Annotated in this window: 13 protein-coding genes; 8 read left to right on the top strand and 5 right to left on the bottom strand. The window is 62.2% G+C overall.

What is annotated here, in order from left to right; all coding sequences use genetic code 11:
• The first annotated feature begins 148 nt into the window (after positions 1–148).
• The 8 genes from AB4Z53_RS29640 to AB4Z53_RS29605 all read left to right on the top strand — a co-directional run bounded on the left by AB4Z53_RS29640 (position 149) and on the right by AB4Z53_RS29605 (position 9,234).
• Positions 149–2,239: a copper-transporting P-type ATPase gene (locus tag AB4Z53_RS29640; protein WP_441599036.1), complete on the top strand. Its 2,091-nt coding sequence runs from the start codon at positions 149–151 to the stop codon at positions 2,237–2,239.
• Positions 2,240–2,550: 311 nt separating this feature from the next.
• Complete coding sequence (locus AB4Z53_RS29635; protein WP_223729271.1) at positions 2,551–3,570, top strand: ABC transporter substrate-binding protein; 1,020 nt, start codon at positions 2,551–2,553, stop codon at positions 3,568–3,570.
• Positions 3,571–3,606: 36 nt separating this feature from the next.
• Entirely contained in the window at positions 3,607–5,289 is a 1,683-nt protein-coding gene (locus AB4Z53_RS29630) for an ABC transporter permease (protein WP_441599027.1), read from the top strand.
• A gap of 4 nt (positions 5,290–5,293) precedes the next feature.
• Positions 5,294–6,391 carry an ABC transporter ATP-binding protein gene (locus AB4Z53_RS29625; protein WP_441599026.1) on the top strand — a complete coding sequence of 366 codons (1,098 nt, stop codon included), beginning with the start codon at positions 5,294–5,296 and terminating at the stop codon, positions 6,389–6,391.
• A complete protein-coding gene (locus AB4Z53_RS29620; protein ID WP_441599025.1) occupies positions 6,388–7,245 on the top strand; it encodes an inositol monophosphatase family protein in 858 nt (285 codons plus the stop codon). Before AB4Z53_RS29625 ends, AB4Z53_RS29620 begins: the two co-directional genes overlap by 4 nt.
• Positions 7,246–7,288: 43 nt before the next feature.
• Positions 7,289–8,077, top strand: coding sequence for a MurR/RpiR family transcriptional regulator (locus AB4Z53_RS29615; RefSeq protein WP_113540967.1), 789 nt, complete (start codon positions 7,289–7,291; stop codon positions 8,075–8,077).
• A 22-nt stretch (positions 8,078–8,099) separates the two neighbouring features.
• Complete coding sequence (locus tag AB4Z53_RS29610) at positions 8,100–8,684, top strand: tyrosine phosphatase family protein (RefSeq protein ID WP_441599024.1); 585 nt, start codon at positions 8,100–8,102, stop codon at positions 8,682–8,684.
• 103 nt (positions 8,685–8,787) lie between these two features.
• On the top strand, positions 8,788–9,234 hold the full coding sequence (locus AB4Z53_RS29605; RefSeq protein ID WP_113540965.1) for an MEKHLA domain-containing protein: 447 nt from the start codon (positions 8,788–8,790) through the stop codon (positions 9,232–9,234).
• Between the two features lie 125 nt (positions 9,235–9,359).
• Here the strand turns inward: AB4Z53_RS29605 and AB4Z53_RS29600 are convergent, their stop codons facing one another.
• The 5 genes from AB4Z53_RS29600 to AB4Z53_RS29580 all read right to left on the bottom strand — a co-directional run bounded on the left by AB4Z53_RS29600 (position 9,360) and on the right by AB4Z53_RS29580 (position 13,293).
• Positions 9,360–10,103: an amino acid ABC transporter ATP-binding protein gene (locus AB4Z53_RS29600; RefSeq protein ID WP_441599023.1), complete on the bottom strand. Its 744-nt coding sequence runs from the start codon at positions 10,101–10,103 to the stop codon at positions 9,360–9,362.
• The gene (locus AB4Z53_RS29595; RefSeq protein WP_223729279.1) at positions 10,100–11,074 is read right to left on the bottom strand and encodes an amino acid ABC transporter permease; all 975 of its coding nucleotides are present in this window, start codon (positions 11,072–11,074) and stop codon (positions 10,100–10,102) included. Before AB4Z53_RS29595 ends, AB4Z53_RS29600 begins: the two co-directional genes overlap by 4 nt.
• Positions 11,075–11,132: 58 nt before the next feature.
• Complete coding sequence (locus AB4Z53_RS29590) at positions 11,133–11,963, bottom strand: transporter substrate-binding domain-containing protein (protein ID WP_223729280.1); 831 nt, start codon at positions 11,961–11,963, stop codon at positions 11,133–11,135.
• 138 nt (positions 11,964–12,101) lie between these two features.
• Entirely contained in the window at positions 12,102–12,491 is a 390-nt protein-coding gene (locus AB4Z53_RS29585) for a carboxymuconolactone decarboxylase family protein (RefSeq protein ID WP_441599022.1), read from the bottom strand.
• Positions 12,484–13,293 (bottom strand): alpha/beta fold hydrolase, encoded by an 810-nt coding sequence (locus AB4Z53_RS29580; RefSeq protein WP_441599021.1) that lies wholly within the window; start codon positions 13,291–13,293, stop codon positions 12,484–12,486. The genes AB4Z53_RS29585 and AB4Z53_RS29580 overlap by 8 nt, the downstream gene beginning before the upstream one ends.
• Position 13,294 lies beyond the last annotated feature (1 nt).

Below are 13,294 nucleotides of genomic sequence, written 5' to 3'. Positions count from 1 at the left end.
AACATGGAGAAATCCCATGGACGAGCATAAGCACCATCATCGGCACGAAGCTCACGACCATCACCACCACGCCAATCGGAACGCGACGCCTGCCAAACCCGCAGACAGCCAAGGCTCCACGCAGGATGGCGTAACTTACACCTGCCCCATGCACCCGCAGGTACGTCAACTCGGCCCCGGCAACTGCCCGATCTGCGGCATGGCGCTCGAACCCGCAGTCGTCGCCGGCGATACAGGTCCAAGCCCGGAGCTTGTCGACATGCGACGGCGGTTCTGGATCGGGCTGGTCCTGGCGCTGCCCGTGCTGGCGCTGGAGATGGGAGGTCATCTCACCAATTTGCATATGTTTGTTGGCACGCAGACCTCGAACTGGATCCAGTTCATCCTGGCGACGCCGGTCGTGCTTTGGGCCGGCGCGCCCTTCTTCGAGCGGGCCTGGCAGTCGCTCGTCACCCGTCATCTCAACATGTTTACGCTGATCGCGATGGGTACGGGTGTCGCCTGGCTCTATAGCGTCGTCGCGACGGTTGCCCCCGGCCTGTTCCCCGAAACGTTCCGATCCGACGAGGGAGCAGTCGCGATCTACTTCGAGGCGGCTGCAGTCATCACCATATTGGTGCTGCTTGGACAGGTGCTGGAGCTGCAGGCACGCGAGCAGACAGGGGGCGCGATCAAGGCTCTGCTCGATCTCGCGCCCAAAACCGCTCGCCGCGTCCGCGGCGACGGCACCGACGAAGACGTGGAGCTGGAGGCCGTCGCCGTCGGCGACCGGTTGCGCGTGCGCCCGGGCGAAAAGGTCCCGGTCGACGGCACGCTTCTCGAAGGCCGCAGTTCAGTCGATGAATCCATGATCACCGGGGAGTCGATGCCCGTCACCAAGGAAATCGGCGCGAAACTGATCGGCGGTACGATGAACCGGACCGGCGGCTTCATCATGGAGGCGGGCAAGGTGGGCCGAGACACCATGCTGTCCCGGATCGTCCACATGGTCGCCGAGGCGCAGCGCTCGCGCGCCCCGATCCAGCGGCTTGCCGACCAGGTCTCCGGCTGGTTCGTACCGGTCGTCATCCTGATTGCCGTCATCGCCTTCGCAATCTGGATGATGATCGGCCCGGAGCCGCGCTTCGCACACGGACTGGTGGCCGCAGTGGCGGTCCTCATCATCGCCTGCCCCTGCGCTCTCGGCCTCGCCACGCCGATGTCGATCATGGTCGGCGTCGGCAAGGGCGCCGGCGCCGGTGTGCTGATCAAGAATGCCGAAGCGCTGGAACGTTTCGAGAAGGTCGATACCCTGGTGGTCGACAAGACCGGAACCTTGACCGAAGGCAAGCCGAAGGTCACCGAAATCGTCGCAACGAACGATGTATCAGAGGACGATCTGCTGCGACTGGCCGCCACGCTCGAACGTCCGAGCGAGCATCCGCTCGCAAGTGCCATCGTGGATGCCGCCAATGAGCGCGGCCTGAAACTCGGCTCTGCCGAAGACTTCGACAGCCCGGTCGGCAAGGGCGTGACCGGAGTCGTCGACGGCCGCAGGCTCATCATCGGCAGCCACCGGATCATGTCGGAGGAGAAAGTCGACGTCTCGGCGCTGGCGCAGAAAGCGGAAGAACTGCGCGGCGAAGGAGCAACCGTCATCTTCGCGGCCATCGACGGCCGCCTCGGCGGGCTGTTTGCAATCTCCGATCCGATCAAGGCAACGACACCGGCAGCAGTCGCAGCGCTGATCAAGGACGACGTGCGTGTGGTGATGCTCACCGGAGACAACCGCACCACCGCCAGTGCCGTTGCCCGCAAGCTCGGGATCGAAGAAGTCGAGGCCGAAGTCCTTCCCGAACACAAAAGCGAGATCGTCACGCGCCTGCGCAAGGAAGGCAGGATCGTCGCCATGGCAGGCGACGGCGTCAACGACGCCCCTGCGCTTGCCGCAGCTGACGTCGGCATCGCCATGGGGACCGGAACGGACGTTGCGATCGAAAGCGCCGGCGTGACGCTGCTCAAGGGCGACCTGCAAGGCATCGTCCGGGCCCGACGGCTCAGCCAAGCGACGATGGCGAATATCCGGCAGAACCTGTTCTTCGCCTTCATCTACAATGCCGCCGGCGTGCCCTTGGCAGCCGGGGTGCTCTACCCGGCCTTTGGGTTGCTGTTGTCGCCCATCATCGCGGCCGCTGCCATGGCACTCTCATCCGTCAGCGTAATCGGCAACGCCCTCAGATTGAGGAGCGCTCGCATATGAGGGCGTAGAGCGCCGCGCGAGACCGGCGCAAGCGCCCAATCCGTCAAGGGTGCATGCGCTTGTCGACCGCTGGCCCTTCAAATGTTGCGGCCGCGTTGAAGGGCGGTTCGCCCTGGGCAAGGATAAGGGCACGCCAACCATCGGCCACTTGGAAGCAATGCTACACTGACAAGCGAAAATGTAGCTTTCTTACATTTTGTTTGACGAATGTAGATTCCTTCATTATACCGACACTCACGCACGGCGAGTGAGACCTGGGAGCCCATCAACGCTTTCACAGGGGCCGTTGCGTTCACCTGGAGGAAATCAACATGTCACGCCGTTTTGCGCTGGCTTCAGCGCTCGCAGTCCTGTGCTCGCACATCCTTTCGACCGGCAGCGCCAATGCTGCGGGGATGACCGTCTATTGCCCGATGTCGGAAGATGACTGCGGCGCAGTTTTGAAAGCCTTCAAGGCGGATACCGGCATCGACGCGCAGTTCGTGCGTATCGGTGCGGGTGAAATCCTCGCCCGTATCCGGGCGGAAAAAAGCAATCCGCAGGCCGGCCTCTGGCTCGCAGGAGCGGCCGACAATTTCATCCAGGCAGCCAGCGAGGGCCTGCTCGCCGCTCATAAGGCGACTGGTATCGAGAAGGTCGATCCGCGCTACACCGACAAGGAAGCCCGCTGGACGCCGATCTCGCTCTCGCCGATCGTCTTTGCCTACAGCCAGAGCGTTCTCGACGAAATCGGCGCCAAGCCCCCAACCAGCTGGAAATCCTTCACAGAGCAGGTATTCCAGCAGAGCGTCGCGCTTGCCCATCCGGCCTCTTCCGGCACGGCCTATGTAGCGCTCGCCTCCATGGTCCAGCTCTATGGCGAAGAACCGGCCTTCTCGTTGATGAAGGATATCGACAAGAATGTCGTGCAATATACCCGCTCGGGCGTCGCGCCTTCACGTATGGTCGCCAACAACGAAATCGCGCTCGCCATGGCCTATACGCAGGACATCGAGGCGGCACTCGCCCAGGGCTATCCCGTCGGATACTCCTTCCCGGAAGAAGGCACCGGCTTCGAGGTGAACGCCGCCGCAGCGATCGCCAACGCTCCTGAAGAACAGGCCAAGGGGGCTACGGCCTTCCTCGACTGGGTGCTGACCGACAAGGGCCAGGCCGCCATCGGCGCAACGTTCCGGGGCCCGATCGTTCCAGGCTACAAGAACCCGGAAGCCAAGATCGACCTCTCCAACGTGAAGATGATCGACTACGACTTCACCTGGGCTGGTGAGAACCGCGCGCGGCTATTGGAACGCTACGAAAACGACGTTCGCCACAAGGCCGACGCCAAGTAACGCTCGACCGAATAACGCTCGCCTAGGAGCACCGACATGACCCTCGTCTCGCAAGCGACCCCGTCCGGCCGGACGGGGGCATCGCCGGCCTTCCTTCGCCAGATCGTCGTAGACCCCTGGCTCTTCGGCATCTTCGCCCTCGTCACGGTTTCGGTATTGATCTTCGCGGTCCTGCCGATCTTTACCGTCATGAAACAGGCTGCCGTCACCGAACACGGCTTCGACCTTGCTGTTCTCGTCAATACGCTCTCGCAGTCCTTCGTCTGGGATTCACTGTTCAATACGCTGTTGCTTGGCGCAACTTCGGCGCTCGTCGCCACGGCCGTGGGCTTCCTGCTCGCTTTTTCTGCGACGCGCACGACCATGCCAGGGAAAATCCTGGTGCATGGCGTCGCGCTCCTGCCGATCATCTCGCCACCCTTCGTCATGGCGCTGGCCGTCGTCATCCTGTTCGGCCGCTCGGGCCTCATCACCCGCGAGCTGCTCGGCATCCGCAACGCCAATGTCTACGGCTTCCACAGTCTGGTGCTGATCCAGTCGCTTGCCTTCACGCCGATCGCCTATCTCAACATCCGCGGCATGCTGCTGTCGATCGACAGCGCGCTGGAGGATGCTTCGGCCTCGCTGGGCGCATCGCGCTGGACGACCTTTTCGCGGGTGACGCTTCCGCTTGTGACGCCGGYAATCCTCAGTTCTACGCTCCTTGTCTTCGTCAAGTCGGTCGAGGACTTCGGCAATCCGATGCTGATCGGCGGCAACTTCAACACGCTCGCCGTCGAGGCCTATTCGCAGATGGTCGGCTACTTCAACCTGCAGGCAGGCGCGCTGCTGGCCAGCCTCATGCTGATCCCTTCCATGACTGCCTTCCTCATTCACCGCTACTGGGTCAGCAAGCGCAGCTACGTTACCGTCACCGGCAAGCCGACCGCCCAGACGATCCGTATCTCGGGTGCCGTCGTCATTCCCCTGGCAATCCTCTGCTACACGGTCGTCCTCGCCATCCTCACCTTCTATCTGACGGTGATCTACGTTTCCTTCACGAAGCTGCCGGGCGTCGACAACACGCTGACGATCGCCCACTACGCAACGGTCTTCACGGTCGGCTTCGAGACGCTCAGCAATTCACTGCTCCTTGCAGGCATCGCAACACCGGTAACGGCGATTGCTGGGATGCTGATCGCCTATCTCCTCATCCGCAAGGCATTTCCGGGCAGTTTTCTGTTGCGCTGGGGTACGCTCTTCTCCTTCGCCGCACCGGGAACCATTCTTGGCATAGGCTATGTGAGCACCTTCAACGCGCCGCCGTTGCTTTTGACAGGCACCGCCTTCATCGTCATCGCGGCCATGGTGGTGAAGAACCTGCAGGTCGGCATCGAGGCCGGGTCGAACCAGTTGCGCCAGATAGACAAGTCCATCGAGGAAGCATCCACTATCCTTGGTGCCTCGAACACGCGGACCTTTTTCCAGGTCACGCTACCGCTCCTGAAACCCGCGCTGTTCACCTCCCTCTCCTATGCCTTCACGCGGTCGCTGACGACGCTCTCGGCGGTGATCTTCCTGGTCTCGGCCAACTGGACGCTGATTACCGTCACCATCCTGTCCCAGGTCGAGACCCTGAAGCTCGGCGTCGCGGCCGCCTATTGCAGCATCCTCGTCWTCGTCGTGCTCGCCATTCTGGCGGCCGTGCAACTCGTCCTCAGTTCGACATCGAAGAGGTAAGCCCATGTCGAAAGTCATCTTCTCAAATATCACCAAGCGCTTCCCGGGCGTCGCGGGTGCGACCGCCGTCGATCGGCTGAACCTCACGATCGAGGAAGGCACGCTCGTTACCCTCCTCGGACCGTCCGGCTGCGGAAAGACCACGACGCTGCGCATGCTCGCGGGCTTCGAGACGCCGAGCGACGGCACCATCACCATCGGTGGCCGCGACGTCACGAACGTTCCGGTCAATGCACGCAATGTCGGCATGGTGTTCCAGAGCTACGCGTTGTTTCCACATATGAGTGTGCGCGAGAATGTCGAATACGGCGTGCGGCTGCTGAACCTGCCGCGCAACGAAATGAGGGATCGCGTCGATTCCACCCTCGAAACCATGGCGCTGGCGCAATACGCCGATCGCTCGCCTTCGCGGCTTTCCGGCGGCCAGCAGCAACGCGTGGCGCTCGCACGCGCCGTCGTCACCCAGCCGAAGGTATTGCTCTTCGATGAGCCCCTCTCGAACCTCGACGCGCAATTGCGCGAGCGCATGCGCGATGAGTTACGCTCCATCCAGCTCCGGCTCGGCATCACCAGCCTCTACGTCACCCACGACCAGAGTGAGGCTATGGCGATCTCAGACCGGGTCGTGGTCATGCGCAACGGCATCATCGAGCAGGACGACACACCGCTTAATGTCTACGCCCGCCCCGGCACCGGTTTCGTCGCCGAGTTCATGGGCAAGGCGAACATCCTCACGGGCAAGGTCGAAGCCATCGAGCAACCAGGCCTTCGGGTGCGGATAACCCCGACGGTCGCCTTGACGCTTCCATACAGCGACCACGCCTACAGACAGGGCGACGAGGTCCGTTGCGTGGTGCGCCCGGAGCATATTCGCGTGGATCCGGAAGGCACGGTTGAGGCGAAGGTGCGCCGGGTGGTCTTCCAGGGCGCCCATGTCGAATATCTCACCGATCTGGACGGCCAGGATTGCGTCTTCCTCGACACCGATTACCACCGGACGGGCGTGGCCGAAGCTGGCCAGACACTACGCCTCTCCATCGACAGCCGGCCGGTCTGGATCCTGCCGCAGAATAAAGCCGACGCCATGGAAAGAGCAGCATGACCATCAACCAGCCCATCCTCCACGATCTCCACAAGACAATCGCAGAGGTCGCATGCGAGGCCGCGCTTGCGGCCGGCGCCGTCGCCCGCAAGGGCTTCGTCGAGGCGAGCCCGGAAACGCTGCAAACTCAACAGAAAGCTGGATTCTTCGACATCGTCACGGCCTCCGACAAGGCGGCGGAGGCAACGGCCTGCGAGATCATCTGGTCTCGGCTGCCCGCATCCCGCATCCTCGGCGAGGAAGGCGGCCTGCAGGGCGAAGGCAACACGACCTGGATCATCGACCCGATCGACGGCACCAGCAATTTCGCTTCTGGCCTGCCCTTCTTCTGCGTTTCGATCGCAGCGTATCATGCGGGCGAGCCGGTCTGCGGCATCGTCTACGACCCGATCCGTGAGGAGCTCTTCATGGCGAGCGGCGGGCGGCTCACTTTGAACGGAGCGGAGGTGAAGCCCTTCTTGCGCGGGCGCAGCGACCGTGAGGTCGAACTCCTCAGCAACGCTCCCTACGAGGGCGAGCGCCCTTCGCGGGCAGCGCAGGAAGCCCATGCCGATCTTGTCAATTCCTTCCGTGCCGTGCGCCGTCTCGGCTCCTGCGCACTGCACCTTGCCTATGTGGCTGCCGGACGCGTGGCAGTCGCCTACGAGTCCAAGTTCAGCGCCTGGGACATCGCGGCGGGCATCCAGCTCGTCGAAGCGGCAGGCGGTCTCGTCGCCGTGCAGGACCGGGAGGGCCGGTCACTCGTGCCGCGCGAAGAGGCGCTTGGTTCGGTGAAGAGGCTCGTTGTGGCGCAGGCCGGTTTTGACTATCAATCGTCCTGCCTGCCGAAGCTGATGGCAGACGGCAACTTGTGATCTCCGTGTTCGAAAATCTCCATGTCCCGGAACGAAGGGTTCCATGCTCGATCTGATCAGGCAGTCTCTCTCGCAATTCACCCCCGCCGAACGCAGGATCGCCGAGGCGATCCTCGATACTCCGAGCACGGCGATCACCTGGTCGATCACCGATGCGGCCCGGATCGCCAATGTCAGCGAGCCCTCGATCATCCGGTTCTGCCGGCGGCTCGAATGCGACGGCTTTCCGGACTTCCGCCTGAAGCTCGCCCAGCAGCTCGCCGTGCGTCAGGCGCCGGCAAGCCCGGCAGAAAGCGGCGCCGACCCATTTACGGGGCTGGTCGACGACGTTTTCAACCGCGCCGCGGAATCCTTGCGCGAAGCCCGGCACGATCTCGACCTCGAGACGTTGCGCCGGGCCGTCGATCTGCTCGCCAGGGCCCGCCGCATCGACGTCTACGGCTATGGCGGCTCCGGCTTCCTCGCCGGTGAAACTCAGCACCGCCTCGCCTCGCTCGGCATAGCAAGCGTTGCCTATTCCGACCCGACCCTGCAGATGGTGTCGGCGCCTCGTCTTCGGGAAGAGGATGTGCTTTTCGTGCTCTCCTTCTCGGGCCGCACAAGCTATCTAATCTCGAATATCGAGATTGCAAAAAAGGCCGGCGCACGTATAGTTTCCATCTCTCCCGGCGGTTCCGTCGTCGCTTCCCTCGCCGACGAAAACATCAATCTCAACGCCTACCGCGCCTCGACCCATCCCCTCATCGTGCCGACCGGGCGCGCCCCGATGTATGTGATGCTCGACGTGCTTTTTGCCCTGCTTGCGCGCAGATGCGAGGCGGGCGCTTCATGAAACCGGATGCAAGGATGACGACATGGAAACGACTTTCTCTCCAGTGCTGACCGTTTGCGGTATCGAGGAACTCCCGGGTCAGAGCAGCCGAAACGTGACCCATGTTCTGTCGATCGTCGACCCGGAGCTCCCGGAACTGGAGGCTTTCGGAGCCTACGGCCAGCACCACCGCACGACGCTTCGCTTCCACGACATCATTACGGCGGCGCCGAACCGGGTCATGCCCCATCCGGATCACGTTGAAGCCGTCCTTCGCTTCGGTACAGATTTTCTGATGCGGCAAGATCAGGACGCGGCGAGCCATGTGTTGGTTCATTGCCATATGGGCGTGTCGCGCTCGACGGCAGCCATGCTGACCCTGATGGCGCAGGCAAACCCCGATGAACCCGGCGAAAGCCTCTTTAGCCGCCTCGCCGCCATCCGCCCGCAAGCCTGGCCGAATTCCCATATGGTTGCCTTTGCCGACGAACAGCTCGACCGTCGGGGAGACCTCACTGCAGCGCTTCGCCGTCACTACGGTCGGCAAATCAAGAGCCGACCCGAGTACACCGAGTGGATGACGACACTCGGCCGCGAAGCTGAACTGCAAATGGCCGTCCACGACTGACCGCTGGAGGCCCGTCTTTACCGGCGTCGATGCTCGGCATGGATGTTAGAATTCCTTGCCGAGCGTCGGCGCTGGCGACGTCGACGCACCAGAAGGAAACGGCATGACGAACACGCCAGACGTCGAAGACATTTCCGCGCTGATGGTTGCAAGCTTCCACCAGCTGACCGGCAGAAGCCTGGTCGAGCCTCCAGCGGATAGCGGGTGGCTCTATCAATCCGCTCCGTTTGCCTTGCTCGCACATGATCGATCCGAAGACCCGCGCTTCGTTTACGCGAACAGGACGGCCCAGGCCTGTTTCGGATACGCTTGGGAGGAGTTCATCGGGATGCCGTCACGCCTTTCTGCCGAGGCTCCGGACCGGGAGGAAAGGCAGCGCCTTCTGGACGCCGTCTCCGCCAGGGGTTTCATCGACAACTACCGCGGCGTTCGGATTGCGAAATCCGGGCGCCGGTTCTGGATCGAAGAGGCGACCGTCTGGCAGCTTGTTCGCTCCGACGGTGTCCGCGTCGGCCAGGCCGCCGTCTTCCACACCTGGAAGGACCTATAATCGGCGCATTGCCGCGACCCGAGCACGTGAGCGGAAACGAAGCAGGCGCCAGCAACTCCGTCTTCGCTCGCCTTAACGCGAGTAGCGTTGGGGAGCCACGAGCGATCGCAGTCCCCAACGTCGCTTCAATGCTTCAGAATTTGACTGAGGAATAACTTCGTCCGCTCGTGCTTCGGATTGGTGAAGAACTCGTCGGGGTTTGCTTCTTCGACGATCTGTCCGGAGTTCATGAAGATCACGCGATCGGCAACGGCCCGGGCAAAGCCCATCTCGTGCGTGACGCAGACCATCGTCATGCCGTCCTTCGCCAGGCTCGTCATCGTCTCAAGGACCTCGGAAACCATTTCCGGATCGAGTGCGGAGGTCGGCTCGTCAAACAGCATCACCGCCGGCTGCATGCAGAGCGAGCGCGCGATCGCGACGCGCTGCTGTTGGCCGCCGGAAAGCTGGACGGGAAACTTGTTGGCCTGTTCCGGGATTCGTACGCGCTCCAGGAATGTGAGCGCGCGTGCCCGTGCCTCTGCTTCCGACACGCCGTTGATCCACATCGGTCCGACCATGCAGTTCATCAGCACGGTCATGTGCGGAAACAGATTGAAATGCTGAAATACCATGCCAACATTGCGCCGCACGTCCGAGACATTGCGCATCTTGGTATGCAGGTTGATGCCGTTGACGACGATCTCGCCTTCCTGGTGTGCTTCCAGACGGTTGAAGCAGCGGATCAAGGTGGATTTGCCGGACCCGGACGGGCCGCAAATGACGATGCGCTCGCCTTTGCGGACCCTCAGGTTGATATCCGTCAGCACCTGGAAGGTGCCGTACCATTTGGAAACGTTCCTGGCGTCGATGATGGTTTCAGTACTCATCTGACCTTGCTCCTGGCATAGTGACGTTCGATGCGGGACTGGATCAGCTCGAGAACGATGGACATCGCCCAGTAGAGCATGGCGGCGGATATGAGCATTTCCATATGCTGGAAGGTCTTCTGGCCAAGTGTGCGGGCGAGAAACATGAGTTCCCAGACACCGATGACGGAGACCAGCGAGCTATCCTTCAGCATGGAGATGAACTGGTTTCCAGTCGGCGGGATGATCACCGGCAACGCCTGAGGCAGGATGACCTTGCGCATCGTCAGCCCGAAGCCGAAGCCGATGGAGCGCGACGCCTCCCACTGGCCGCGGTCGATGCTCTGAATGCCGGAGCGGAAGATTTCCGTCATGTATGCGCCGTAGCAGAGCGAAAGTGCCAGAATGCCCGCCGGCACCGCGTCGATGATGAAGCCGAGTTGCGGCAGGCCGAGATAGATCAGGTAAACCTGCATCAGCAGTGGCAGACCGCGAAAGAAGGACGTGTAGAAGCTGGCGATCGCATAGGCGAAACCGTTCGTCGAGAGCTTGGCCACGGCGCCGAGGATGGCGATCGCAGATGCAATCACGATCGAGATCGCCGAGACGTAGACCGTCGTTACCAGCCCCTGCGTGATGAGGAACGGCAGCTTCTCCTCGATGAAGGGCAGGCTGAGGTGGAAGGTCTGGAAGAACGCAAGGAACAGCGCCAGCAACTCGAGCCAGACGACGGCGATCTGGACCCTGAGGCTCGCAAAGCCGATGAGCACGATGTTGAGGCAGAAGAGCACTGCCACGACGAAGGCGGTCGCAAAGCGGCCGTAGAACCCACTCTCAAGCGGCTCCCCGATCACCGGACGCATCAGTTCGCCCATCGTCGTGCCGGTCAGGCCGAAGGCCGTGAAGGCAATGAGGACGGCGGCGAACATGCTGGCCACGAACCACGGCTTGTGGACGAGTATTTCGGACTCGACAGTATCCGGATAAAGCATCTTTGGTCCCTTTGGACAACGTGCGGTCCGGTTGCCCGGACCGCCAGATATGGCTGCCTTACTTCACGACGGTGTAGTCGACGCCGTACCACTTCTCGGAAAGCTTGCTCAGTGTGCCGTCGCTCTGCATTGCCTTGATCGCTTCGGCGATCTTGTCATTCAGTTCCTTGTCGCCGCGTTCGATGGCGACGGCGAGCGGCTCGTAAAAGACGGGGTCGCCAACCTGCTTGATCGGATATCCGGCCTTGATTGCGTCGCGAATGCTGGGCAGTGACGACACGACTGCGTCGAGGCGCACGCCGTCACCGAGGCGCAAATCATCGAACGCGGTCGTCGAGTTGGCGTAGGATTTCACCTCCTTCGGCTTGAAGGTGTATTCGAAGGCAGGCGCGCCGGCGGCATCGAGTGTCAGATCCTGTTTGGCATAGGCTTCGAAGGTGGACGTCGCCGTCGCACCGACAACCTTGCCGTCCAGATCGATCAAGCCGACGACAGGGCTATCCTTGTGCACGGCTACAGCGGCCGGGGTGTAATAGTACACCGCAGGGAAATCGAAGACCTTGGCGCGTTCCTTTGTTGGCGTCATCGAGCCGACATGCATGTCCCAGCGCCCCTGCCAGTTGCCGGCGGTGATGATGTCCCAACCGGGCGTAACGAACTCGACACCCACACCCAGCCGCTTGGCGAGTTCCTTGGCGACATCGACATCGAAGCCGTCCATCTCGTTGTTCTCGTTCATGAAGGATTGCGGCGCCCAGTTGGCGTCGGTCGCTACCTTCAGGGTCTTTGCGTCGAGCACGTGGTCGAGCACGGCACCGGCATGAGCCGGAACGGTTGCGAGCGACAGGGCTAGCGATGCGGCCGCGGTGAGTTTTGAGAATGTGTTCATGCTGTCGTTCCCTTTATCGTTCTGTTTTTGACAGGGTCCTCTTCCTGCCAACGGGTTGATCTTGGGTTCTGAGGCAGCCATCCGTCTTCCGGTGATCCGAGGTAGCGCGGGGCCGCCCTTTCCTAAAAACAGTGGAAGTCAGCGCTCTCCTTTCTCGGCCATCTCATCGCGGACGCTGCGCGCCACCCGGAAGGCCTCGACGCCTGCGGGAATGCCGCAGTAAACCGCGATCTGGACGAGTGCCGCGCGAAGCTCCTCATCGGTCAGGCCATTGCGGATCGCCCCGCGATAATGGATGGCGAACTCGTGCATGCGGTTCAGCGCCGCGAGCATTCCGAGGTTGAGCAGGCTGCGGCTCTTCAGATCGAGGCCTTCGTCCGTCCAGACGGTGCCCCAGCAATATTCGTTCAACAGATCCTGGAAGGGACGCGAGAAGGCATCGCAATTGCCGATCGCCCGGTCGACATAGGCATCGCCAAGCACCTCGCGTCGGACGGCCTCCCCCCTTGCCCGAAGTGCCTCATCCATCGACCGCCTCCCCCTGGCTCATGAACTCGCCCATCAGCGTCGCCACGACGTCGGGCGCCTCGATGAGGATGGAATGGCGCAGGCCTGGCAGGATGCGAAGCTCGGACCCGGGAATGCGCTCGTGCATGTAGCGCGCCATGCGCGGGTTGGAGCCGGCATCGTCTTCGCCGGTAGTGATCAGCGTCGGGCAGCGGATCTGGTCGAGAAAGCCGCCGAAATCCGTTTCCGCCAGCACGCGATAGGCGGCGGCGTAGCAGTCGGGATCGTTTTCGGCATCCCGCGCCCTTAGCCGTTCGATCACCTCCGGGTTGCTCTCCTGGAACTCTTCCGTCAGCCAGCGCGACAGCGAGGCATTGTGATGATCGGTAGGCGTTCCGGCCCTCAGCGCCGCGAGGCGATCAAGAACACGCTCCCGCTCGACCGGCGTGCGGCCGGCGACGGTCGACAGAAGCGCCAGCCTGCGCAGGCGGCCAAGATGGGTGAGAGCCAGACGCTGCGCGATCAGCCCGCCGAGCGAAAAGCCTGCGAGATTGAAAGTGGGAAAACCCGCAGCGTCGGCGAGGCTTAGCGTCTCGTTGACGAAGTCATCGATCTCGTAGCGACCCTTGACCCGGCTCGACCGTCCATGCCCGCGAAGGTCGAACGTCAGGATCGTGAACCGATCCTTCAGCCGTTCGACCACGCCCGACCATGCCTCGAGATAGGAGCCGACGCCGTGAATGCAGACGAGCGGTTCGCCGTCACCTTCGATGCGATAGTTGAGTGTCACCTCTCCAATGGTATGGCGCTGAGCCGCTGCCATG

The organism is Ensifer sp. 2TAB8, from assembly GCF_052115125.1.
GTDB lineage: Bacteria > Pseudomonadota > Alphaproteobacteria > Rhizobiales > Rhizobiaceae > Ensifer.
The sequence above is the reverse complement of the archived record's forward strand: the minus strand, read 5'-3'. Positions and strand labels throughout refer to the sequence as shown.